General features: G+C 67.0%; 28 protein-coding genes. 18 read left to right on the plus strand and 10 right to left on the minus strand.

Translation table 11 applies throughout. The features are described from left to right. The first annotated feature begins 21 nt into the window (after window positions 1–21). The 4 genes from KBY88_RS01425 to KBY88_RS01440 are packed head-to-tail and all read left to right on the plus strand — an operon-like array spanning window position 22 to window position 4036. The gene (locus KBY88_RS01425) at window positions 22–1089 is read left to right on the plus strand and encodes an amino acid ABC transporter substrate-binding protein (RefSeq protein ID WP_254938101.1); all 1068 of its coding nucleotides are present in this window, start codon (window positions 22–24) and stop codon (window positions 1087–1089) included. A gap of 59 nt (window positions 1090–1148) precedes the next feature. Then, the gene (locus KBY88_RS01430) at window positions 1149–2090 is read left to right on the plus strand and encodes an ABC transporter permease subunit (RefSeq protein ID WP_254938495.1); all 942 of its coding nucleotides are present in this window, start codon (window positions 1149–1151) and stop codon (window positions 2088–2090) included. Next, window positions 2090–3283 (plus strand): amino acid ABC transporter permease, encoded by a 1194-nt coding sequence (locus KBY88_RS01435; protein WP_254938102.1) that lies wholly within the window; start codon window positions 2090–2092, stop codon window positions 3281–3283. Before KBY88_RS01430 ends, KBY88_RS01435 begins: the two co-directional genes overlap by 1 nt. 3 nt (window positions 3284–3286) lie before the next feature. Next, window positions 3287–4036 (plus strand): amino acid ABC transporter ATP-binding protein, encoded by a 750-nt coding sequence (locus KBY88_RS01440; protein WP_315858078.1) that lies wholly within the window; start codon window positions 3287–3289, stop codon window positions 4034–4036. On the opposite strand, the gene chrA is transcribed toward KBY88_RS01440, so the two are convergent. Further along, a complete protein-coding gene (gene chrA / locus KBY88_RS01445) occupies window positions 4033–5376 on the minus strand; it encodes a chromate efflux transporter (protein ID WP_254938103.1) in 1344 nt (447 codons plus the stop codon). The genes KBY88_RS01440 and chrA overlap by 4 nt on opposite strands. 158 nt (window positions 5377–5534) lie before the next feature. Between chrA and epsC the strand changes: the two genes are divergently transcribed. Both epsC and KBY88_RS01455 read left to right on the plus strand, forming a co-directional pair. After that, window positions 5535–6524: a serine O-acetyltransferase EpsC gene (gene epsC, locus KBY88_RS01450; protein WP_254938104.1), complete on the plus strand. Its 990-nt coding sequence runs from the start codon at window positions 5535–5537 to the stop codon at window positions 6522–6524. A gap of 16 nt (window positions 6525–6540) precedes the next feature. Next, the gene (locus KBY88_RS01455) at window positions 6541–6759 is read left to right on the plus strand and encodes a hypothetical protein (RefSeq protein WP_254938105.1); all 219 of its coding nucleotides are present in this window, start codon (window positions 6541–6543) and stop codon (window positions 6757–6759) included. On the opposite strand, the gene KBY88_RS01460 is transcribed toward KBY88_RS01455, so the two are convergent. Then, window positions 6748–7236: a rhodanese-like domain-containing protein gene (locus KBY88_RS01460; RefSeq protein ID WP_254938106.1), complete on the minus strand. Its 489-nt coding sequence runs from the start codon at window positions 7234–7236 to the stop codon at window positions 6748–6750. The two genes, KBY88_RS01455 and KBY88_RS01460, sit on opposite strands and share 12 nt — an antisense overlap. A 297-nt stretch (window positions 7237–7533) precedes the next feature. On the opposite strand from KBY88_RS01460, the gene KBY88_RS01465 reads away from it, so the two are divergent. Beyond that, entirely contained in the window at window positions 7534–7887 is a 354-nt protein-coding gene (locus KBY88_RS01465; RefSeq protein ID WP_254938107.1) for a rhodanese-like domain-containing protein, read from the plus strand. 32 nt (window positions 7888–7919) lie between these two features. On the opposite strand, the gene KBY88_RS01470 is transcribed toward KBY88_RS01465, so the two are convergent. The 3 genes from KBY88_RS01470 to KBY88_RS01480 form a co-directional block, all read right to left on the minus strand. After that, window positions 7920–8711, minus strand: a complete 792-nt coding sequence (locus tag KBY88_RS01470; RefSeq protein ID WP_254938108.1) for a class II glutamine amidotransferase — start codon at window positions 8709–8711, stop codon at window positions 7920–7922. Window positions 8712–8735: 24 nt separating this feature from the next. Then, complete coding sequence (locus KBY88_RS01475; RefSeq protein ID WP_254938109.1) at window positions 8736–9782, minus strand: sulfate ABC transporter substrate-binding protein; 1047 nt, start codon at window positions 9780–9782, stop codon at window positions 8736–8738. Window positions 9783–9855: 73 nt separating this feature from the next. Further along, window positions 9856–10911 (minus strand): sulfate ABC transporter substrate-binding protein, encoded by a 1056-nt coding sequence (locus tag KBY88_RS01480; RefSeq protein WP_315858079.1) that lies wholly within the window; start codon window positions 10909–10911, stop codon window positions 9856–9858. A gap of 148 nt (window positions 10912–11059) precedes the next feature. On the opposite strand from KBY88_RS01480, the gene KBY88_RS01485 reads away from it, so the two are divergent. The 6 genes from KBY88_RS01485 to KBY88_RS01505 all read left to right on the plus strand — a co-directional run bounded on the left by KBY88_RS01485 (window position 11060) and on the right by KBY88_RS01505 (window position 14873). Beyond that, complete coding sequence (locus KBY88_RS01485) at window positions 11060–11491, plus strand: RrF2 family transcriptional regulator (RefSeq protein WP_254938110.1); 432 nt, start codon at window positions 11060–11062, stop codon at window positions 11489–11491. A 175-nt stretch (window positions 11492–11666) separates the two neighbouring features. Continuing rightward, complete coding sequence (locus KBY88_RS01490; protein ID WP_254938111.1) at window positions 11667–12239, plus strand: Crp/Fnr family transcriptional regulator; 573 nt, start codon at window positions 11667–11669, stop codon at window positions 12237–12239. Between the two features lie 17 nt (window positions 12240–12256). Next, on the plus strand, window positions 12257–12460 hold the full coding sequence (locus KBY88_RS01495; protein WP_254938112.1) for a hypothetical protein: 204 nt from the start codon (window positions 12257–12259) through the stop codon (window positions 12458–12460). 332 nt (window positions 12461–12792) lie between these two features. Further along, a complete protein-coding gene (locus tag KBY88_RS01500) occupies window positions 12793–13761 on the plus strand; it encodes a sulfurtransferase (RefSeq protein WP_315858094.1) in 969 nt (322 codons plus the stop codon). A gap of 315 nt (window positions 13762–14076) precedes the next feature. Continuing rightward, a complete protein-coding gene (locus KBY88_RS16200) occupies window positions 14077–14226 on the plus strand; it encodes a YeeE/YedE thiosulfate transporter family protein (RefSeq protein ID WP_396102444.1) in 150 nt (49 codons plus the stop codon). Window positions 14227–14228: 2 nt separating this feature from the next. Continuing rightward, window positions 14229–14873, plus strand: coding sequence for a YeeE/YedE thiosulfate transporter family protein (locus KBY88_RS01505; RefSeq protein WP_254938114.1), 645 nt, complete (start codon window positions 14229–14231; stop codon window positions 14871–14873). Here KBY88_RS01505 and KBY88_RS01510 read toward each other — a convergent pair. Next, window positions 14861–15874, minus strand: a complete 1014-nt coding sequence (locus KBY88_RS01510; RefSeq protein ID WP_254938115.1) for a sulfate/molybdate ABC transporter ATP-binding protein — start codon at window positions 15872–15874, stop codon at window positions 14861–14863. The two genes, KBY88_RS01505 and KBY88_RS01510, sit on opposite strands and share 13 nt — an antisense overlap. Window positions 15875–16013: 139 nt before the next feature. Between KBY88_RS01510 and cysT the strand changes: the two genes are divergently transcribed. Genes cysT through KBY88_RS01525 form a run of 3 tightly spaced genes read left to right on the plus strand, consistent with a single transcriptional unit; the run spans window position 16014 to window position 18018 of the window. Then, window positions 16014–16874: a sulfate ABC transporter permease subunit CysT gene (gene cysT, locus KBY88_RS01515; protein WP_254938116.1), complete on the plus strand. Its 861-nt coding sequence runs from the start codon at window positions 16014–16016 to the stop codon at window positions 16872–16874. A gap of 50 nt (window positions 16875–16924) precedes the next feature. Beyond that, window positions 16925–17827, plus strand: a complete 903-nt coding sequence (locus KBY88_RS01520; RefSeq protein WP_254938117.1) for a sulfate ABC transporter permease — start codon at window positions 16925–16927, stop codon at window positions 17825–17827. An 8-nt stretch (window positions 17828–17835) separates the two neighbouring features. Further along, window positions 17836–18018, plus strand: coding sequence for a hypothetical protein (locus KBY88_RS01525; protein WP_254938118.1), 183 nt, complete (start codon window positions 17836–17838; stop codon window positions 18016–18018). Window positions 18019–18052: 34 nt separating this feature from the next. Here KBY88_RS01525 and KBY88_RS01530 read toward each other — a convergent pair whose 3' ends face one another. The 4 genes from KBY88_RS01530 to KBY88_RS01545 are packed head-to-tail and all read right to left on the minus strand — an operon-like array spanning window position 18053 to window position 19553. Beyond that, window positions 18053–18442, minus strand: a complete 390-nt coding sequence (locus KBY88_RS01530; RefSeq protein ID WP_254938119.1) for a DUF302 domain-containing protein — start codon at window positions 18440–18442, stop codon at window positions 18053–18055. Window positions 18443–18451: 9 nt separating this feature from the next. Then, window positions 18452–18862: a hypothetical protein gene (locus KBY88_RS01535; protein ID WP_254938120.1), complete on the minus strand. Its 411-nt coding sequence runs from the start codon at window positions 18860–18862 to the stop codon at window positions 18452–18454. Window positions 18863–18909: 47 nt separating this feature from the next. After that, complete coding sequence (locus tag KBY88_RS01540; protein ID WP_254938121.1) at window positions 18910–19032, minus strand: hypothetical protein; 123 nt, start codon at window positions 19030–19032, stop codon at window positions 18910–18912. Continuing rightward, on the minus strand, window positions 19029–19553 hold the full coding sequence (locus KBY88_RS01545) for a rhodanese-like domain-containing protein (protein ID WP_254938122.1): 525 nt from the start codon (window positions 19551–19553) through the stop codon (window positions 19029–19031). The genes KBY88_RS01540 and KBY88_RS01545 overlap by 4 nt, the downstream gene beginning before the upstream one ends. 185 nt (window positions 19554–19738) lie before the next feature. Here KBY88_RS01545 and KBY88_RS01550 point away from each other — a divergent pair, with 185 nt between their 5' ends. Together KBY88_RS01550 and KBY88_RS01555 are read left to right on the plus strand one after the other, a co-directional pair. Beyond that, window positions 19739–20086 carry an ArsR/SmtB family transcription factor gene (locus KBY88_RS01550; protein ID WP_254938123.1) on the plus strand — a complete coding sequence of 116 codons (348 nt, stop codon included), beginning with the start codon at window positions 19739–19741 and terminating at the stop codon, window positions 20084–20086. 36 nt (window positions 20087–20122) lie between these two features. After that, on the plus strand, window positions 20123–20560 hold the full coding sequence (locus KBY88_RS01555) for a thiol-disulfide oxidoreductase DCC family protein (RefSeq protein ID WP_254938124.1): 438 nt from the start codon (window positions 20123–20125) through the stop codon (window positions 20558–20560). Window positions 20561–20615: the final 55 nt, after the last annotated feature.

The following is a 20615-nucleotide window of genomic DNA, read 5'->3' on the forward strand; positions in this document are numbered from 1 at the left end:
CGGCACGTTTCCATGGTCCTGATGGCTCCCCTGAATCGTCTTCTGCTTGCAGCCCCTCTGCTTCTGGCCCTGGTGCTCGGGGGGTGCGCCAGCGAGGACGGGGGCAATGGGGTTCAGAGCGAGAAGCTCAACACGATTCGCAGCCGTGGCAAGCTCCTCTGTGGGGTCGATGGCAAGTTGCCGGGCTTCAGCTTCGTGGAATCCGATGGTCGCTACAGCGGCCTTGATGTGGACATCTGCAAGGCGGTGGCCGCCGCCGTGGTCGATGACCCGGGCAAGATCGAATACCGCAACCTCAACTCCAGCGAGCGCTTCGCGGCCCTGGCCAGCGGTGAAATCGATCTGCTCTCGCGCAACACCACTGAGACCCTCAGTCGGGATTCGGCCGGCGGCAATGGCCTGAGCTTTGCGCCCACCACGTTTTTTGACGGCCAGGGGGTGATGGTGCCGGTGGCCAGCGGGGTCAAGTCTCTCAAGGATCTGGCCGGAAAGCCGATCTGCGTGGAGAGCGGCACCACCACCGAGCTCAACCTCGCCGACCGCATGCGTGAGATCAAGGCGGCCTACACGCCGCTCAAGTTCCAGACCGGCGACCAGACCTACACCGCTTATCTGGGGGGGCGCTGCGTGGCGGTCACCAGCGATCGCTCCCAGCTTGCGGCCAAGCGCACCAGCTTCCCGGACCCCAAAGCCCATGAGTTGCTGCCGGAGGTGCTCAGCAAGGAACCCCTCACCCCGGCCACGGTGAACGCTGATCCCGCCTGGGCCGATGCCGTGCGCTGGACCATTTTCAGCCTCTTCCAGGCCGAGGAACTGGGAATCACCAAAGCCAACATCGCCGCCAAGCTGGCCGAGGCCAAAGCCAAACCCAACCTCGCCGACCTGCGCCGCTTCCTCGGGGTGGAGGGCGACTTTGGCAAGCAGCTGGGCCTGCCCCCTGATTTCGTCGTCAAGGCGGTGAGCGCCGTGGGGAACTACGGCGAGATCTTTGAACGCAACGTGGGGGCGACCTCCAAGCTCAAGCTTGAACGTGGGCTGAACCGCCAGTGGAGCGAAGGTGGTCTGATCTACTCGCCCCCCTTCCGTTGAGCCATTCCCTGGAGCCCGCGGCGGCCCCACGGCCCCCTTGGTGGCGGGACCGGCGGGTGATGCCCTGGCTGGTTCAGGCCTTCGTGGGTCTGGTGATCCTCGTGGTGATCGCCTTTTTGCTCGGAAATCTGGTGCGCAACCTCACCGCCGCCGGGCTGTTGCTCAGCTGGCGCTGGCTGGGCCAGCCGGCCGGCTTCGACCTCTCCGAGTCGGTGCTGCCGTTCAACGCCGAGATGCCCTACTGGCGTGGGCTGCTGGCCGGCCTGGTGAACACCCTGCGGGCGGTGGGGTTCGGGCTGGTGGGCGCCACCCTGCTGGGCACGTTGCTGGGCATGGCCTCGTTCAGCAGCAATGGCCTGCTGCGGCGCCTGGCGGCGGTGTATGTGGAGGTGATTCGCAACATCCCGCTGCTGCTGCAGCTGGTGTTCTGGTACTTCGTGGTGTTCCTCTCGTTGCCCAACGGCACCGAGGCCCTGCAGTTCCCCGGGGTGGTGCTGGCGAAATCAGGGTTCTACGGCGCCGGGTTCGAGGCCGGTTGGCACTGGCAGGGGCCTCACCTGGTGAACGGAGTCTGGCAAGCCCCCCTGCGGCTCTCGGTGGAGTTCACCGCCCTGCTCACCGGCCTGGTCGCCTACACCGGTGCTTTCATCGCCGAGGTGGTGCGCGGCGGCATCGCCGCGGTGCCCAAGGGCCAGTGGGAGGCGGCCGCCTCCCTCGGGCTGCACTGGGCCACCACCCTGCGCCGGGTTGTGCTGCCCCAGGCCCTGCGAGTGATCATCCCGGGCCTCAACAGCCAATACATTTCCCTGGCCAAAAACTCTTCCCTGGCGGTGGCCGTGGGTTACACCGACCTCTATTCCGTGGCCGAAACCACCTTGAACCAGACCGGTCGTGCGGTTGAGGTGATCGTGCTGCTGCTGGGCGCTTACCTGGTGCTGGATCTGCTGATCTCCGCGCTGATGAACGGCCTCAATGGCCTGGTCCAGATCCGGGAACGCTGATGACGCTCTCCCTGCCCCAACGCCTGAAGCGCGAGTTGGCCGCCACCCCCCTTGATGGGGCGGTGAGCGCCGTGCTGATCGTGGCGATCACGGCCGCGGCCATCGGCTTCCTGGGCTGGGCCTTCGGCCGGGCCCAGTGGCTGGTGATCCAGGCCAACGGCACCCTGCTGGCGGTGGGCCGTTACCCGGTCGAGCAGCAATGGCGCCTGTGGCTGCTGGTGGGCCTGCTGGCGGCCGCCACCGGTCTGGGCTGGGGGCTGCTGCGCGGTCGCCGCTGGCCGTTCAACGATCGCCTTGCCAGCGTCCTGCTGGTGGCCCTGGGCCTCTGGGCCCCGGCCGCCCTGGGGCTCAGCCTGCCCTTGCAGGTGCGCTGGTGGGCGATCACCGCCCTGCTGCTGGGCCTGCGCTGGGCCTTCGGCCGCTGGGGTGCCGCCGGGCTCGCTCGGTTGCACCCCAGGGTCAGGCGCCTGCTGCCCCTGGGCTTTCCCCTGCTCTATCTGATCGGCCTCTGGCTGATCGCCGGCGGCCTGGGGCTGGGCAGCGTGGCCCCCTCCGAGTGGGGCGGCCTGCTGCTGACCCTGTTGATGGCGAGCCTGGCGATGCTGCTGAGCTTCCCCCTGGGGGTGCTGCTGGCCCTGGGGCGGCGCAGTGAACTGCCTTTGCTGCGGTGGGGTTCGGTGCTCTACATCGAGTTCATCCGCGGCGCGCCGCTGATCACCCTGTTGTTCCTGGGTCAGAACATCCTGGGCTTTCTCCTGCCGGGGGGCCTCGCCCCCGATCGGGTCTGGCGGGCGGCTGCGGTGCTCACCTTGTTCTGTGCCGCCTACCTGGCCGAGGCGGTGCGCTCCGGCCTGGCGGCGGTGCCCCGCGGCCAGGTGGAGGCGGCCCGATCCCTGGGGCTCTCCGTGCCCCAGACCCTCGGCGCTGTGGTGCTGCCCCAGGCCCTGCGCACCGCCCTGCCCACCATGGTGGGGCAGTTCATCTCCCTGCTGCAGGACACCACCTTGCTCTCACTGATCGGTCTGCTCGATCTGCTCGGGATGGCTCGCTCGGTGATGGCCAACCCGGCCTACCTGGGCAAGAACGCCGAGGTTTACCTCACCCTGGCGGTGTTGTTCTGGTGCTGCTGCGCCGCCTTGGGCCTGGGCAGCCGTGCCCTGGAACGCCGCCTCGACACCACCCGCCCTGCCTGAGCCATGAACCAGCCCTCCGCCGAATGCATGATCGAGGCCCGTGGGGTCCAGAAGTGGTACCCGAACGGGTTCCATGCCCTGCGCGGCGTGGATCTCACCGTGCATCGGGGCGAAGTGGTGGTGGTGATGGGACCTTCTGGTTCGGGCAAGAGCACCTTCATCCGCACCTTCAACGCCCTGGAGGATTTCCAGCAGGGCAGCATCACCGTCGATGGCCGGGCGCTCTCCAACGACCTGCGCGACATCGACGCGATCCGCCGCGAGGTGGGGATGGTGTTCCAGCAGTTCAATCTTTTTCCGCACCTGAGCGTGCTTGAGAACCTCACCCTGGCGCCGATCCAGGTGCGCAAGCGCCCGAAGGCGGAAGTGGAGGAGCAGGCCTACGCCCTGCTGGAGCGGGTCGGCATCCGCGAGCAGGCCGATAAGTACCCCGGCCAACTCTCCGGCGGCCAGCAGCAGCGGGTGGCGATCGCCCGCTCCCTGTGCATGGAGCCGCGCATCCTGTTGTTCGATGAACCCACCAGCTCGCTCGATCCTGAGATGGTGCGCGAGGTGCTGGAGGTGATGCGCAATCTGGCCGCCGACGGCATGACCATGGTGGTGGTCACCCACGAGGTGGGTTTTGCCCGCGAGGTGGCCCACCGGGTGGTGCTGATGGCCGAAGGCCAGGTGGTGGAGGAGGCCGATCCCGCCACCTTCTTCACCAACCCCAGCCACGAGCGCAGCCGCCAGTTCCTCGCCCAGATCCTCTAGGGCAGCGATTCCAGCAGCAGCTTGAGCAAACCGATCAGGGCGGCCGCGCCGATCACCTTCAGCACCGACCAGCGCCAGGCCAGCAACGCCCAACCGGCCGCCAGCATCAGCACCAGCGCGGGAACGTCGAAGCGGCCGCCGCCGCCCTCGGGCCAGAGCACGTGGCCGGCGAAGAACACCGCCAGGTTGACGATCACCCCCACCACGGCGGCGGTGATCGCCGTCAGTACACCACCGAGGCGCAGGTCCTCGCGGCTGGCCTCCACCAGCGGCCCGCCCGCGAGGATGAACACGAACGAAGGCAGGAAGGTGAACCAGGTGACGGTGAGCGCCGCCGCCACCGCCGAGCTCCACACCTGGGTTTCACCGAACAGCGGCGTGTTCCAGCCCCCCATGAAGCCCACGAAGCTGACCACCATGATCAGCGGCCCGGGGGTGGTCTCCCCCAGGGCCAGGCCGTCGATCATCTGGCTGGCGGAGAGCCAGTGGAACTGGTTGACCGCCGCCTCGCTCACGTAGGGGAGCACCGCATAGGCGCCGCCGAAGCTGACCAGGGCCACCTGGGTGAAGAAGCGCGCCATGGCCACCAGGCCTCCATTCCAGCCGTTGATCGCCGTGAGCCAGGCCAGGGGCAGACCCAGGGCCAGAGCCGCCGCCAGCAGGGTGAGCGCCAACCGCCGCTGGCTGAAACGGGCGTGCTCCGGTGTGGGCGAGTCATCGCCATGGAGAATCTCCAGGTTCGATTCCGGGACCGCCCCGCCGCTGGCTGCGCCATGGCGCCCCCCACCCCGGAACAGCTCGGGGCGGAGCCGGCCACCGATCCAGCCGATCAGGGCGGCGCCGGCGATCAGGGCCGGAAACGGCAGCTTCAGCAGCGTGAGGGCGATGAAGGCCGCCACGGCGATCGCCCCGAGCACGGCGTTGTGGAGGGTGCGCTGGCCCACCCGCCAGGCCGCCTGCAGCACGATCGCCGTGACCGTGGGCTTGAGCGCCCAGAACACCGCCGCCAGCGCCGGCAGCTGACCCCAGACCACGTAGACCGTGGAGAGGGCGATCAGCAGCAGCAGCGAGGGCAGGATGAACAGGCTCCCCGCCACCAGGCCTCCGGCCACCCCGTGGTTGAGCCAGCCGATGTAGGTGGCCAGCTGCTGGGCCTCCGGCCCGGGGAGCACCATCGCGTAATTGAGCGCATGCAGAAAACGGCGCTCCGAGAGCCAGCGCCGGCGGTCCACCAGTTCGCTGTGCATCAGGGCCACCTGGCCGGCGGGACCGCCGAAGCTGATCAGACCGAGCTGCAGCCAGAAGCGTGCGGCCTCGCCAGGGGAAACGCTGCGGCTCAAGGGAAGGGAAGGCGTTCGGCCCACCTAACTGCAGGGTCAGCGGCGGTCCGTGTTGCCTGGACTACGTCCGCCCCCGCCCTGGCCGGTTCTTCCCCCCGCAGGCCATGGCAGGATCGCGACAGCCTCGGCCAGCCCATCGACGGGGTTCATTTCGCGCCATGGTGCCCCAGGAGCTTCCTTTCCCCATACGGATCGTCGAGCAGCCCGAGGGCTCCAGGGCCGGGGCCGGTGGCAGCCCCTGCACCTGGGACCTGGGCGGCATCGTCGAGGCGCTCTCCCAGCCCACCAGCCACACCGGCCTCGACTGGGCCCGCCACCATCCCTTCCCGCTGCCCTCGCCGGAGTTGCTCCAGCGGGTGTTCACGGGCCTGCGCTCGGTGCTCTTCCCCCACCATTTCGGTGACCCCGACCGCTCCGGCGCGGGCCTCACCTATTTCATCGGCCACACCCTTGATCAGACGCTCCAGTTGCTCGCCGAGCAGGTCAAACGGGAGCTCTGGCTCAGCGGCAGTGCGCTCCACCTTGATCTCAATGCGCTTCAGCTCCAGGCCATCGAGCTGACCGGACAGTTCGCCGCGCAGCTCCCGGGCATCCGCCGCCTGCTGGAGGGGGATCTGCTGGCGGCTCACCTGGGGGATCCCGCCGCCAAGAACCTCGACGAGGTGTTGTTCTGCTACCCGGGCATCCGGGCGATCACCACCCATCGCATCGCCCACGAGCTCTACCGGCTCGGACTGCCCCTGATCGCGCGGATCATCTCCGAGCTGGGCCACTCCGAAACGGGCGTCGACATTCACCCCGGGGCCTCCATCGGCGCCGAGTTCTTCATCGACCACGGCACCGGCGTGGTGATCGGCGAGACCTGCATCATCGGCGAGAGGGTGCGGCTCTACCAGGCGGTCACCCTCGGGGCCCGCAGTTTCCCCCGCGACGAGAGCGGCGCCCTGATCAAGGGTCAGCCCCGCCATCCGATCGTCGAGGACGACGTGGTGATCTATGCCGGCGCCACGGTGCTCGGGCGGATCACCATCGGCGCGCATTCCACCATCGGCGGCAACGTCTGGGTCACCCAGAGCGTTCCGGCGGGAAGTTTCGTGAGCCAGGCCAAGGCCCGCCAGGACACCTTCGATGGCGGTGCGGGGATTTGAGCGGCAGGCCCAGGCGATGACGGTCTCCCTCCAGCGCAGACGGAGGCGCCTGCGCACGGTCGCGGTACCGGTCCCCAACAACTTCGGCCCCACGGTGCTGATCGCCGTTGGCTGTCTGTTGGCGCCAATCGGTGTCGGTCTGCCCCTGGTGCTGATCGGCCTGGCCCGGCTCAAGACCGCCGACGGTGTGCCGGTGCACCCGGCCTTGGCCGCGTTCAGAGGCTCATCCCGCTGACGTCGTTGGAGATTGGAGGGAGGCGTGGCGGACCGCTTGGCGAGGGCTCACGCCCGCAGCCGATGGTCCGTGACAGCCCGCCGGTGCCCTTGGCCAGCCAGGAACCCAGGGGACGTGCGCAGGGCGGTCCGGCAGGGGATGGGAGCCTGAACCCTCCACTGGGAGCCCCTGCTGATACCACGCCTCGAAGCCGCCGCCCAGGTGTTCGATCCGTCGGGGATACCCCTGCTGGTGAAGGGCGTCGATCGCGCGGCCGCTGTCCTGGTCGGAGGCAGCGATCAGCACCAGATCGCCCTCGGGCGGTTCACCGCTCACCAGGTTGGCCAGGGGGATGTTGTGGCTGCCGGGGATGTGGGCGCTGCGAAAGGTCCGGCGCGGCCGGATGTCGACCACCAGGCGAGCGGCATGGGGGCCAGCGCCGGCCTGGAGTTGCATCAGCTCCTGGGGGCTGAGATGGATCGGGGGACGGGCGGTCATGGCGCTGGGCGGTAGGGCCTTGGGGAGAGGCTGGTGGGATCCTTGGCCGTCGGACTGTCAAAGAACGGTAGTCCGAGCAACAAACCGTAGAAAATAGGGGCTTCGGCTTTGTCGAGGCCCCTGTGATCCACTCCCATGCCTGCTGGACCGGCGTTGCTTGCGAGCCCCTCAGGCCTGCCCACTGATCCTCCGCTGTCCGTCCAGGGCCCGTGGTGTTTGATCTTGCTCGGGGCTGTGGCAGGGGCCACGTCAATGCCACGCTTCAGCCATAGGGTTTGTGGGTCATGAAGCCCCACTGTGCTTTCCTCCTTCGATTCCTCTGGCCACGACGAGCGGGTTCTGCCCGATCTGGAGCCCACCCAGGCAGTTGAGGCGCTGCTGGATCAACGGGCGCTGGATCGGCTCCGCCGCCGTCAGCTCATGCCCCTCGAGGCCCGCCTCCTGATCTGGGAAGGGACCACGCTCCTGGATGCCCGCACGGCTCAGGAGTTCTCTGCTGCCCACATCACCGGTGCTGAGGTGCTTCCCATCGACCAGGGGGATCGAGATCTAAGCCAATGGCTGCCCGATCGTTCAGCGCCGATCCTTTGCTACAGCAATGGACAGACCCGTTCGCAATCCCTGGTCGAGCGCCTCAGCCAACTGGGCTAGTCCTACGTCTACGGCATCGCCGGCGGTCTCGATCAGTTCCTGACCGCTGCCCGATGATGGCGGATCACTTCTCCTGCATTCAGCAGCAAGGCCTCTCCCGGCTCGAGGGCGCGCCATAGCTCATTGGTGGTGAGCGGAGCGGTGCTCACGATTGTGACGACATCATCAGGAGTGGTCAGCTTGGAGAAATCCACCGTCAGGTCGTCATCGGCCAGGGTGGCGGTGGTGAAGGGGGCCCGGCGGGTGAGCGTGTGCAACTTCGTGCTGGCATAGGCGAACAGCCAGGCGCCGTTGCTGATCAGACAGTTGAAGATGCCCTTCCCCGCCAGATCGTTGGAGCAGCGCACCAGTTGGTCGGACAGAGCCTCTTCGTCGTAGGGGCTGAGTCCGGCGGCGCTGAGCGATTCCAGAATCCAGCAGAAGGCCGCTTCACTGTCGGTGCTGCCCTCGGGCCGATAGGTGGGGCCCGTGGGGAGTTCCCCGGGGATGTCGCCGTTGTGGGCGAAGACCCAATCCTGGCCGCCCCAGCGGCGGTGGAAGGGGTGGCAGTTCTCCAGGGCCACCTCCCCCATGGTGGCCTTGCGGATGTGGGCGATCGAACAGTGGGCCTTGAGATCGAGGTCAGCCACCCGGGCGGCCAGGGGGCAGAAGGCCGCCGGTTCCTTCTCGCGGTAGATCGTGACGCCGCCGCCCTGGGGGGCGAAGCTGGCCAGCCCCCAGCCATCGCCGTGGTCGCCCGTGGCGCCACCACGGCGGGCCAGACCCCGGAAGGAGAAGGTCATGTCGGTGGGGGTGTTGGCGCTGAGGGCCAGCAGTTCACACATGCCCGGCAGGGGCTGAGCCCCCCATCATCGGCGGGCCCTGTCGAACAGTTGGTCCCAGAGACCACCAGCACTGAAGAAGGAGGCCTCCACCCTGGACCAGCCCCCAAAGGCCTCCACCGTGAACAGCGAGCCGACGGGGGCGAAGCGTCCCTTGACCTTGGACCACACCCCGGGGTTCACCGGGCGGAAGCCCTCCTCGGCAAAGATCGTCTGCGCCGGCGCCGACATCAAGTAACGGGCCAGGGCCTCAGCCTCCCTGCGGGTGCCCCTGCGGTCGACGTTCCTGTCGACGACCGCGACCGGGCCATCGATCCGGATGTTTGGATCGGGGACCAGGTAGGGGGCCTTCAGATCGCCTGTTCTGGTGGCAAGGATCGCCTCGTTCTCGTAGTTGAGCAGCACATCACCCTGGTTGCGCTTGAGAAACACATCGGAGGCCTCCCGGGCATCCTTGGGCAGGTTTTTGACGTTGCCGTAGACCGCGCTGACAAAGGCTTTCGCCTGGGCGTCACTGCCACCGGTCTGGGTGATCGAGCCCCACAGCCCCAGGAAGTTCCAGCGGGCCCCGCCGGAGGTCCTGGGGTTGGCGCTCACCACCTCCACATCCTTGCGGTTGAGATCCTGCCAGGTCTTGATTCCCTTGGGATTGCCCGGGCGGGTGAGCAGGGCGACCGTGGAGTGGGTGATGACGGAGTCGTTCGGCAGTTCCTTCTCCCAACCCGGTTCGATCAGACCGGCCTGCTGAAGCTTGTTGACGTCGGCGCCTAGCGCGAGGCCGGCCACATCGGCCTCAAGTCCATCGATGATGGCGCGCGTCTGGCTTCCGGACCCGCCGTAGCTCGTCCGGATTTCCAGGTCTTCCCCAGTTCGTGCCTTCCAGTCGGCACGGAAGGCGGGAAGGATGCGGTCGTAGGCCGCCTTGGTGACGGCGTAGCTCACCAGCAACAACTGTTTGGGCTGACCACTGCCGTTGGAGGTCCCGGCCGGGCCCCCGCAGGCCGAGAGGAGCAGAGCGAGGGCCAGCCCGGCCCCCAGCCGATGGATTCGAGGCGGCAAGGGGCAGGCGGGCATGGAAACGGCGGAAAGGCGATCAAAAACCAGGCCTTACCTTAGGAGACCAGCTTGCGCGGGTCCGACCCTGGCCTCAGCGGCTCCTGGCGAAGATTGAATCCCAGAGGCCCCCTTTGCCGAAGATCTTGGAATTGATCGACTTCCAGCCACCGAATGAGCCGGCGGTGTAGGTCTGAACCGGCTGGAACTTGCCTTTGGCCGCAGCTTTGCCCTCAGCCGTCACCGGACGGAAACCGTTATCGGTGAAAGCCTTCTGGGCCGCCGGGGTGTAAAGGAACCGGGTGAAGGCCTCGGCGATCCTGCGCGTCCCCTTCTTGTCGACGTTCCTGTCGACCACGGCGATCGGACCCTCGATCAGGATGTTGGGGCTGGGGATCTTGTAGGGAACGGTCCACTCGCCGGTCTTTCTGGCGAGGATCGCCTCGTTTTCGTAATTCAGCAGCACATCGCCCTTCCGGCGTTTCACGAAGGTGTCGGTGGCCTCACGGGCATCCTTGGGCAGCACGTCCACGTTCCTGTACACCGTGGTCACGAAGTTGCGGGCCTGGGTTTCCGTTCCACCCGTTTGAGTGACCGAGCCCCACAGGCCGAGGAAGTTCCAGCGGGCGCCGCCGGAGGTCTTGGGGTTGGCGGTCACCACGTCGACGTTCTTGTTGTCGAGGTCCTTCCAGCTGTTGATCTTCTTGGGGTTGCCCGCACGGGTGAAGAAGACCACCAGCGAGTTGGTGATGATCGAATTGTTGGGGTTCTCCTTCTCCCAGCCTGGTTTGATCAGGCCGGCCTCTTCGATCTTGAGGATGTCACCGGAGAGGGCGAGGCCCACCACATCGGCCTCCAGGCCATCGACCACCGCCCGGGTCTGGGAGCCGGAGCCGCCGTAGCTGGTTTTGACGGTCACGGCCTGGCCGGTCCTTTTCCGGTAGTCGGCTTCGAAGAGGGGAATGATCCTGTCGTAGGCGGCCTTGGTGACGGCGTAGCTGACCAGCAGGATTTCTTTCTTTTGCTGGGCCTGGGCGGGCGCGCCCAACAGGGGGATCGAGGCGCTGACGGCCAGGGGCAGTCCGGCGATCACGGCCATGCCCAGGCCCAGGGCAGCGCGCCGCCCGGCCTTGGAAGTCGATTGAACCACTGTAACCCGATGTACTACATGGAAAACCTAGGGATCGCCAGGCCCGGAGCGTGTCATTCCGGCTACATCCGGCGGGCTGCGAGGTGATTCGGTTCCGCGCCTGGGCTGCTGCGATGATCCATCCAGCGCGAAGCGGAGCATCCAGGCCTTGGCATTCAGCGCAAAGACCGAGTACGGACTCGTGGCCCTGATTGAGCTGGCGAGCATCCATGCCAGCGGTGGCGTGCTCCAGGTGGCCGAGATCGCCGCCCGCCAGAACATCCCTGACCGCTACCTGGAGCAGATGCTCACCAGCCTTCGTCGGGGCGGGATTCTGCGCAGCATCCGCGGCCCCAAGGGGGGCTACCAACTCCTTCGTCCGCCGGCGGAGGTTCGGGTGGCGGAGGTCGTGCACTGCCTGGAGGGGGAAAGCTCCGGCCGTGAGACCGCCGGTCGCCAGACCCCCGAATTCGATGTGCTGGGCAGCCTGGCGACGCGGCTGGAGCAGAGCCGCCTGGCGCTGCTGGAGGGCACCAACCTGCAGCAGTTGCTGGATCAGCGCGATGGCCTGCTCCAGGCCCAGGCGATGTATTTCATCTGAAGCGACGGGCTTCCCATCAGTTGAGGTCTAAAGACCACTTGGCCGATGGGTTATTGGTGTTATGATTGGGCAATCTCGCCCGAGGCGTCCATGCGTTGTTGTTGTCGAATGCGTCCAGCCAGTACGGATCTGGCCCCCTTCGACGTCCCTATGAACCCTCGGAACCTTCCCTTCGATGACCGCTTCTCTAATCCCGCCACAGCTCCGCCTCACCCTGCTACCGAATGACGTTCTGCCCGAAGGATTGAGCTGGAAGATCCTGGACGGCTACATCCGCACCGCCACCTGGGACGAGGAAGGAGAAACCATCACCCTCGGCGTCTGGGGTCCCGGTGATTGGGTCACCGCCACCTACTCCGCCCTGCGGCCGCTTGAAATCCAGTGCCTCACCACCGTGGTGGTCGAGCAGTTCCACCCCTCGGCCGGTGATGTCGATGCGTTCCTGCGCCGCCAGATCCAGAATCTGGAAGAGATTTTCCAGATCAACCGGATTCGCTCTGCCGATAGCCGCCTGCTCGGACTGCTCAGGTGGATCGGCAGGCGTTTTGGCCAGGTGAGCAGCCGCGGCTACCGGCTTTCACTCAAGGACATGAATCTCACCCACAAGGCCCTCGCTGATCTCTGCGGCCTCACCCGGGTGACGGTGACCAAGATGCTGAACCGCTACAAGGTGGATGGGCTACTGCAGCAGGTGAGCAAGGAGGACCTGTTCATCCCTTCCAGCGCCTTGCCACCCGTTCGGAGTTGATGCTCATGGCTCACCGCGTGATCCCTGAGCGCTACACCTTGGTGCTCAAGAATGGCCAGCTGCGGCGACACCAGGATTCGGCCACTCTGGCCCAATTCCGCTCGGATGTGCGCCTGGCTTCTTTCTGGGTCGAATCTGCCCAGCGATTGATCATCAAGAGCAGCGGATGTGATGAATCCTCGCTTGAAGCCTCTTCAGGCAAGCCCTGTCCGATGGGTTGAGGGTGCTCCAGGGTGGGTGGACTTCTTCGGATCATCATCTTTTCACTGACCATGGCGCCGGCGCGATGGACCCACGGGCACGTGGGTCATGTCGTACCTGGGGCAGGGATTGTGGCTGGAGAGGAAGCTGGCCCATTTGCCATGGTTGGCCGCAGCGGTCGCAAGAAGGCTGATCAAAGCTTCTGATCAGCGCCATGAAAAAGGCAGCTTCAAACACACCCGATTCAGCGCCCGTCAACTTAACATCGTATTACCGCTCGCCATAGCGTTCTATGTCTCGAATCGCCCCACGCGCCAACCCCCCTCTGCTCATCAGCGCAGCCGTTGGAGCCCTGGGCGTCACGGCCCTGGCCCTGCAGCTGTCACCTTCCTCGTTCGCCAAAGTGGCCCCCGTTGCCAGCTCAGTTGTCCCTGGGGTGGCCACGCTCCCGTCCGGCTCAACCACCTTTCAGGTGCTGAGCCCTGATCAGGCCGTCGCCGGTTTGAAATCCGGAGGATGGAAGGTGCTCGACGTACGCCCGGTGCCACCCCTCGATTACATCGGTGGCCACATTCCCGGTGCGGTGCATCTCTCCGAGCAGGCATTTCGCGGCCCCAACGGCCGTCTTCCCTTCCAGATCTGGGGCCCCACTGAACTGTCCGGATTGATCAGCCGCGCTGGCATCAGCAACAAAGACTCGGTGCTGATCTACTCCGATGGCACCAATGTGCTCGGCAGCGCCCTGGTGGCCTACATCCTCGAGAAGAGTGGTGTGCCCAGGGTGGCGATCATCGACGGAGGCCTGGGCGGCTTCAGGGCCACAGGTGCTCCCATCACCAAGGCGTTCCCCACCTTCAAGGCGGGGACGTTCAAGCCCACGGCCGTCCAGGGGCTGAACATCTCCCTCAAGGAGCTGGTTCCCTTGATTGGCAACAGGGATGTGGTGATCATCGATCCGCGGCCCAAGGCCCAGTTCGAGGGCACCGACCAGACCTTCATTCGCAACGGCCACATCCCCGGGGCCAGGAACATCCCCTGGCAGTTGCTCACGGAGGCGAACAACCCCGATGAGGCCAAAAAGAACGCCCACAAGCTCAAGTCGATCGAGGAGTTGCGGGCGCTCTTCGTGAGTCGGGGCATCACCCCTGACAAGACCGTGATCGTCTCCTGCAGCACCGGACGAGAGGCCAGTCTTCAGTACCTCACCCTCAAGCACCTGCTCAAGTACCCCAACGTGCGCATCTACGAAGGCTCATGGACGGATTACAGCGCTTCGCCCCACCCGGTGAGGACCGGGCCAGAGCAAGCGACCTCCATCTGACGGCCATGGTTTCCCCTATGGGTTCCTCCCCTCGCTTTCCCGGGCTGAACGCAGCTGCGCAGGGAGTCCTGGCGGCCCTGTGCGCGCTCGCACCCGTCCAGGCCTTCGCCTGTGACACGGGCAGCGACAGTGCCCCAGTGGCGAAGACCAAGAAGCGTTGATCCGGATTCTTGGTCGGGTCGCCCCCTGGGTCCTGGTGCGCAGCCGCTTCGGCTTCCGCTCCGGCTACCGCCGTTTGATCGCCGCGGGTGACCCCGTGGGGATTTACCCCCACTTGCCGCTGGCAGCGTTGCTGGTGCTGGCGACGGCGCTGGCATTTGGCCCTGCCTTCGGCTTCGAGCCCCAGCTGCTGCGCGTCCCCCTGACGCTTCCCTTCCTCGGGGGGCGTTTCTGTTTGGGGTGGGCATGGTCCTGGCCCGGGGCTGTGGTACCGGCACCCTGGCCGCCACTTCCAACGGAGGTTAGGGGTGGTCCTGGCCTCACTGGGTCCGGTGGTCGGGGCGCTTCTGGGCAGCTTGCAGCGGCCGCTGCTGACCACCCAGCCCTACCTGGCCTCGCCAGTGCTCCTGGATCATCTCCCCCTGGCGGCGGCGGTGATGGTGCAGCTGGTTGTTGTTGTGGAGCTGGCCTGGGGCCTGCAGCGCTGGAGCGGAACGTGCCTGTGGTCGACGCAGCCCGCCTATGGCGGCGCGGCCTTGTTGGCGCTGGCGACCACCGGGGCCAAGGCCGCTTCACTGTTGGGTTGGAATCCGGTGAGCTCCCGACTCTGGTCCGCCCCAGCCCGTTCGGCGCTGCTTCAGGGTGAGCGGCCCTGGTGGCTGCTGGAGCCGGTGCTGCTGGATCTGGCTGTGGTGGCGGGGGAGCTGTCCGCGGAGATCGCCATGGGCACGGTCAGTTGGCGGGGCCGTGGGCCGATCGGGGTTGCCGAGCTGGCGCGCCGTGGCGCTGGCGGTGTGCTGATGGGCTACGGGGGGCTGCTGGCCTCCGGTTGCAATGTCAATGGCTTCTTCGGTGGTGTGATGAGCTTCAGCCTGCACGGCTGGATCTGGCTGGGCGCAGCCCTGCTGGGGTCGCTACGGCGTTGCGCTGGAGCACCGGCTCAGATTGAGTAATCGGGCTCAAACGTCCGGGCCTGGCGGCTGCGGATGTGCAGGGTGTCGCCAACGGTCAGGGCCTGGGGATCCAACTGATCGCGCGGGATCTGGGCCAGGACGGTCTGGCCATCGGCCAGCACCAGCTCCGCCTGCAGATCCCGGCCCATGTGGCTGAGCCGCCGAAGCCGCGCCGGGATCGAGCCGGCAACCGCCTGGAGGAACACCTCCACATCGTGGGGCCGAACGAACTGGGGTGAATCGCTGGAGGACGACACCCCCTGTTCGGAGAGCAGACCTCGCGGCAGGATGTTCACTTCTCCCACGAAGCTCATCACGAAGGGGGTCTGGGGGTGGTCGTAGATCTCGGCTGGGGTGCCGATCTGCTCGATCCGCCCCTGGTTCATCACCACGATGCGGTCAGCCACCTCCATCGCCTCCTCCTGGTCGTGGGTGACGATCACCGTGGTCACGTGCATCTCGTCATGGAGGCTGCGCAGCCAGGCGCGGAGCTCCTTGCGCACTTTGTAGTCGAGGGCGCTGAACGGCTCATCCAGCAGCAGCACCCTGGGCTGCACGGCCAGGGCCCGGGCCAGGGCCACGCGCTGCCGCTGGCCGCCGGAGAGCTGGGAGGGGTAGCGGTTGCCGAAGCCCTGGAGCTGCACCAGCTCCAGCAGTTCATCCACCCGCCGTCGGATCGCCTCGCGCTTCCAGCCCCGCAGCTCCAGGCCAAAGGCGACGTTCTGGCGCACGCTGCGGTGCTTGAACAGGGCGAAGTGCTGGAACACGAAGCCGACGTTGCGCTCCTGAATCGAGCGTTCGGTGGCCTCCTGGCCGGTGATCCAGATGCGCCCGACGTCGGGGGTTTCCAGGCCGGCGATCAACCGCAGGAGGGTGCTCTTGCCGGAGCCCGAGGGCCCCAGCAGCGCCACGAGCGAGCCCGTCTCCACGTCGAGGCTCACATCGTGAACGGCCATGAAATCGCCGAAGCACTTGGTGACGTCGGCGACGCGGATGCCCATGGCGAAAAGACCAATGGGGCATTCTGCCCACCCGGCCAGGCCCCTGGATCGGCAATAAGTACGTTTCTACGCCGTAAAACCGTCGAATGAGATGGTGGCCGGTGTTACGGTCCCCGCATCTCGCGTCGCGCCCCAAGGGATGGCACCGTCCACCGCCCACCGCCGCTTGCTGCCAACCATCAAGCTGCCCAGCTGGCCCTGGCGCATCACCTGGCTGTATCTGGGGCTGGTGTTGTTCCTGCCGATCGGCGGACTGTTGCTTAAGGCCTCCGGGATCGGCGCCGCCGATTTCTGGGCGGCCGCCACCGCTCCTGAGGCCGTGGCCACCTACAAGATCAGCTTCGGCCTGGCCCTGGTGGCCAGCTTGATCAACGGGGTCTTCGGTCTGATCATCGCCTGGGCCCTGGTGCGCAGCAGTTTCCCCGGCAAGCGGCTGTTGGATGCCCTGATCGATCTGCCCTTCGCCCTGCCCACGGCCGTGGCCGGCCTGGCCTTGACAGCGGTTTACAGCACCAACGGTTGGCTGGGGGCGCCGTTGCTGCAGCTCTTCGGTCTGGAGGTGTCGTTCACCTGGGTGGGCGTGGGGGTGGCGATGGTGTTCATCTCCCTGCCTTTCGTGGTGCGCACGGTCGAACCGGTGCTGCGGGCCTTGGAAAGGGAGCAGGAGGAGGCCGCCTGGAGCCTCGGAGCCACCCCCACCCAGACGGTGTTCCGCGTCGTGCTGCCCCAGTTGCTGCCGGCCATCCTGGCCGGTGTCGCCCAGGGCTACAGCCGGGCTGTGGGGGAGTACGGCTCCGTGGTGATGATCTCCAGCAACGTGCCGTTCAAGGATCTGATCACGCCCACCTTGATCGTGCAGAAGTTGGAGGAGTACGACATTCCTTCGGCCACGGTGATCGGCACGGTGATGCTGATTTTCTCCCTGTTGAGTCTGCTGGTCATCAACTTGATCCAGATCTGGGGCCAGCGCTATTCCGGAGAGTTGAAGTCGGCTGCCTGAGCGCCAGCCCGACTCCTGCGGATCTTTGTCCCCCTTGTTCTCCCTTGACCATGAGCGTCTCCCAGGATCTCCGCCTCCAACCCCCGCCAGCTCCCGCCCCAAGCCCGGTCCACCGCGCCCCGGAGCGACCGCCATGGTCAGCGCTGCTGATTCCGTTGATCGCCTGCCTCTACGTCGGGGTGGTGATTCTGTTGCCGGCGTTGAATGTGGTGGTCGGTGCTTTCGCGAAGGGGCTGGGCACCTTCCTGGAGGTTTTCAGCGACGCCGATCTGCTCAGCGCCCTGCGCCTCACGCTGTTGGTGGCCTTGGTCGCCGTGCCCGCCAACGCCATTTTCGGGCTGGCGGCGGCCACGGCGATCGCCCGCCGCCATTTCCGGGGCAAGGCGCTGCTGCTCACGATCATCGATCTGCCGTTCTCGATCTCGCCGGTGGTGGTGGGTCTGATGCTGGTGCTTCTCTACAGCCCCACCCATGGCCTGTTCGGGGGGCTGGTGGAGGCGAGCGGCTTCAAGATCCTGTTCTCGTGGCCCAGCATCGTCATGGCGACGATCATCGTCAGCTTCCCGTTCATGGCCCGGGAGGTGATCCCCACCCTTGAGGAGGAGGGCTGGGATCAGGAGGAGGCGGCCCGCACCCTCGGCGCCAACGACTGGCAGGTGTTCTGGAAGGTCACCCTGCCCTCGGTGCGCTGGGCGGCGCTCTATGGCCTGATTCTCACGGCCGCCCGCTGCCTCGGGGAGTTCGGTGCGGTCGCGGTGGTGAGTGGCAACATCGCCGGCTTGACCCAGACGCTGCCCCTGTTTGTGGAAGACGCTTACAAGCAGTATCACACCGAACTGGCCTACGGGGCGGCCCTGATCCTGGCCGGTGTGGCCATTGTTTCGCTGCTCCTTAAGTTGCTGCTGGAGCGCCTGCTGGAGCAGGACAAGCAGGCGCTGCGGGCTGAGCGTTGAGACATGTCATGCCGGACGTCGTACTGGGGGGACTGTGGTCCCGCTCCCGTCGCCGGGGCACCGGGATGAACTGCCCCTGGCTGGTGGTCGTGGCCGGCGTGGCCTTGGGCCCCGCCGTGGGCTTCTCCCCCTGGCTGTTTCTGGCGGTTGGCGTTGGCTGCCTGCTGAGCGGTTTCAGCGAACGGGCCTGAGGGGCCGCCGCCGAGGCCTGCCCGGCGGGGCGGCTCAGGCCGCCGCCTCGATGATCGCGATCGTGGTGGCTTCCACCTGCCGCGCCACCTCGGCCAGCTCGGGATCACTGGAGAGGGTGCTGAGCATCACAGCGGGGCTGACCATGGCGATCCGGGTGCGGCCGTCCTGGCGGCTCACGCTGATGCGGCAGGGGAGAGCCGTGGCCAGATTGATGTCGGCCCGCAACACCTTGGCGGCCTGATGGGGGTTGCAGACCTCGAACACCCGGCACTGCTCGGGGAAGTCAAGGCCCTTGGAGCGCAGCGTCGCCCCCAGGTCGTGCACCGCGAGCAGCCCGAAGCCGTGGGCGGGGATGGCCGCCTCCAGGGCCGCGCAGGCCGCCTCGAAGGATTTGTCTGTGTCCCGCTGGAAAAAGGGATTCATGGGGGGAGATCAACGCAGCGGGTGCGGAACGCGGCTGGAGGCGGTGGCGGTAGGCATGGGCCGCAGGCTGGCGACCCTGTGTTGCCGTTGCCAGGCCTCGCCGCCGGTGAGCAGGGCCGCTGCTGACGGTTGGGGAGGTGCGGTGCCAGCCGTTGGCCGATCACCACCCCGGTGAACCGGCCCAGCAGCAGGGGCTGCAGCAGGGGCAGGTTGGCGGCGGGCCAGGGGCCCCAGCGCGGCCATGGCCACGACGCTGTTGAGGGCGATCAGCACCAGGGCGGGCACGATCGCAAAACCGCCGCCTTCCCCGGCGATGCCCGTGAGCAGACCGATCAACACGCCCTGACTGGCCAGAGCCAGCGGAGAACCCGCCGGGCTCGGCTCCGTCGCCCCAGCGGTGGCCGTGGGCCGGGTGAGCAAGCAGGCGGCCAGCAGCGCCGCGGCGGCGAAACCCCCAGCTGCGCCGGTTAGCTCATCAGACGGGCCTTGACGAAGCTGCCGCCGATCGAGCCGCCGGCGCCGAGCACGGCGAGCAGGAAACCGATCAGGGCCCCGCCGGCGGCCAGGAGCAGCAGCACCGGGGTGATCACATGGACACCCTGTTCCAGGGCATGGCGGCCAGCAGCCGGGCCATCCCGCAGAAGCCGCTGACGCCGGCGAACACGAGGCCCGCCCCCACGAAGCCACTCAGCCAGATCCAGCCCGGGGCGATGGTCTGGCTGAGGATCACTCCGAGCAGCACCAAGGAGCCAGCGGCGATCTGCACCTGGCGCATCAGGGGCAGGGGGGCGCCTTTGAGCTTGCGCAGCGGCAGGCCGGCCTGCTGCCAGGCGGGCACGCCACCGAGCAGGTCGGCCACCGGGTGGGGATGACCCTGGCGGAGAAGCTGGCTCAGGCCTTTGGCGCTGCGGTTGCCGCTCTGGCAGACCAGCACCAGGGGGCCGTGGGGCAGATCGGCCTGGGGGAGGCGCGCGAGCGGGATGTTGAGGCTGCCGCTGATGTGGCCGGAGGCGTACTCCATCGGTTCGCGCACATCAACCACCGTCACCTCGCCTGCGGCGAGCTGATCAGCCAGGTCGTGGGCGCTGAGGCGGGTGGGGGTGGTGGTCATGGCAGGCGGTGGGCGCGGTGGTGGTGGGGAGGTCTTGCCCTTGAGTCGTTCGGTGAATGGGATATCAGCGCGAGACGGCGACCCTGGGCAGCTGGTATGACGTTAACCGCATAAAGGCTATTAACGCAAGTTGTTACCGATCGCATGGGGAAGGCATAATGCTTCTAGCGTCATAAAACCTTCCAATGCGCCGATCCGCCGCGGGCGCCCCACCCAGCCCCCAGCTCCTGGAGGAACTCAGCCAGTTCTTCCGGCTGCTGGGCGAGCCGGCCCGGCTGCAGCTGCTCTGCCAGCTCAAGCACCAGGGGCCCATGGATGTGGCCTCCCTGATCGAGGCCACGGGGTTCAGCCAGTCCCACATCAGCCGTCAGCTGGGGCAGTTGCAGCGCGCCGGCCTGGTGCGTTCGGTGCGCGAGGGCACACGGCTCACCTATGGGGTCGCCGACCCGCTGGTGCATGAGCTCTGCAACCTGGTGCAGGGGCATCTCAAGCAAAAGCTGGAGCAGCAGCTGCGGCTGCTCCAGGCGAGCTGACGCGCTCACTCCTCTGGTTGCGCCAGGATTCGGGCCATGGCTGACCAACCTGCGCTCACCCTGCTGTTCGACGGGGCCTGTCCCCTCTGCCGCCGGGAGGTGGACAGCCTGCGCTCCCGCGACCTAGGCCGGGGGCTGATTCGTTTCGTCGACATCGATGCCGCCGACTACGACCCCTCGGCCCATGGCGGCATCAGCTACGGCGAAGCGATGGGCAGCATGCGCGGGCTCGCCGCCGACGGCCGCGTGATCAAGGATGTGGCCGTCTTCCGGGAGGCCTACCGGCTGGTGGGCCTGGGCTGGCTCTACGCTCCCACCGCCTGGCCGCTGATCGCACCCGTGGTGGACGCGCTCTATGCCCTCTGGGCCCGCTGGCGGCTGCGGCTCACCGGCCGGGGCGAGCTGCAGGGCCTCTGTGATCGGCGAGCGGGGCGCTGCGGAGCAGGGGGATCAAGCGAGGTGGCCGCCGGGTAGGTGGTGTTGCTGTTAAGCAACTCAAAGCCCCCTTGGGATGTCATCAGGCAACATC

The sequence above is a fragment of the Cyanobium sp. Morenito 9A2 genome (assembly GCF_024345575.1).
In the GTDB taxonomy this organism is placed as follows: domain Bacteria; phylum Cyanobacteriota; class Cyanobacteriia; order PCC-6307; family Cyanobiaceae; genus ATX-6F1.

Excerpts from the sequence above, each read along its gene's own strand:
- KBY88_RS01425 (WP_254938101.1), top strand. The coding sequence starts at position 22 with ATGGCTCCCCTGAATCGTCTTCTGCTTGCAGCCCCTCTGCTTCTGGCC.
- KBY88_RS01430 (WP_254938495.1), top strand. The coding sequence starts at position 1,149 with ATGCCCTGGCTGGTTCAGGCCTTCGTGGGTCTGGTGATCCTCGTGGTG.
- KBY88_RS01435 (WP_254938102.1), top strand. The coding sequence starts at position 2,090 with ATGACGCTCTCCCTGCCCCAACGCCTGAAGCGCGAGTTGGCCGCCACC.
- KBY88_RS01440 (WP_315858078.1), top strand. The coding sequence starts at position 3,287 with ATGAACCAGCCCTCCGCCGAATGCATGATCGAGGCCCGTGGGGTCCAG.
- epsC (WP_254938104.1), top strand. The coding sequence starts at position 5,535 with ATGGTGCCCCAGGAGCTTCCTTTCCCCATACGGATCGTCGAGCAGCCC.
- KBY88_RS01455 (WP_254938105.1), top strand. The coding sequence starts at position 6,541 with ATGACGGTCTCCCTCCAGCGCAGACGGAGGCGCCTGCGCACGGTCGCG.
- KBY88_RS01460 (WP_254938106.1), bottom strand. The coding sequence starts at position 7,236 with ATGACCGCCCGTCCCCCGATCCATCTCAGCCCCCAGGAGCTGATGCAA.
- KBY88_RS01470 (WP_254938108.1), bottom strand. The coding sequence starts at position 8,711 with ATGTGTGAACTGCTGGCCCTCAGCGCCAACACCCCCACCGACATGACC.
- KBY88_RS01475 (WP_254938109.1), bottom strand. The coding sequence starts at position 9,782 with ATGCCCGCCTGCCCCTTGCCGCCTCGAATCCATCGGCTGGGGGCCGGG.
- KBY88_RS01490 (WP_254938111.1), top strand. The coding sequence starts at position 11,667 with ATGACCGCTTCTCTAATCCCGCCACAGCTCCGCCTCACCCTGCTACCG.
- KBY88_RS01510 (WP_254938115.1), bottom strand. The coding sequence starts at position 15,874 with ATGGGCATCCGCGTCGCCGACGTCACCAAGTGCTTCGGCGATTTCATG.
- cysT (WP_254938116.1), top strand. The coding sequence starts at position 16,014 with ATGGCACCGTCCACCGCCCACCGCCGCTTGCTGCCAACCATCAAGCTG.
- KBY88_RS01520 (WP_254938117.1), top strand. The coding sequence starts at position 16,925 with ATGAGCGTCTCCCAGGATCTCCGCCTCCAACCCCCGCCAGCTCCCGCC.
- KBY88_RS01525 (WP_254938118.1), top strand. The coding sequence starts at position 17,836 with ATGCCGGACGTCGTACTGGGGGGACTGTGGTCCCGCTCCCGTCGCCGG.
- KBY88_RS01530 (WP_254938119.1), bottom strand. The coding sequence starts at position 18,442 with ATGAATCCCTTTTTCCAGCGGGACACAGACAAATCCTTCGAGGCGGCC.
- KBY88_RS01545 (WP_254938122.1), bottom strand. The coding sequence starts at position 19,553 with ATGACCACCACCCCCACCCGCCTCAGCGCCCACGACCTGGCTGATCAG.
- KBY88_RS01550 (WP_254938123.1), top strand. The coding sequence starts at position 19,739 with ATGCGCCGATCCGCCGCGGGCGCCCCACCCAGCCCCCAGCTCCTGGAG.
- KBY88_RS01555 (WP_254938124.1), top strand. The coding sequence starts at position 20,123 with ATGGCTGACCAACCTGCGCTCACCCTGCTGTTCGACGGGGCCTGTCCC.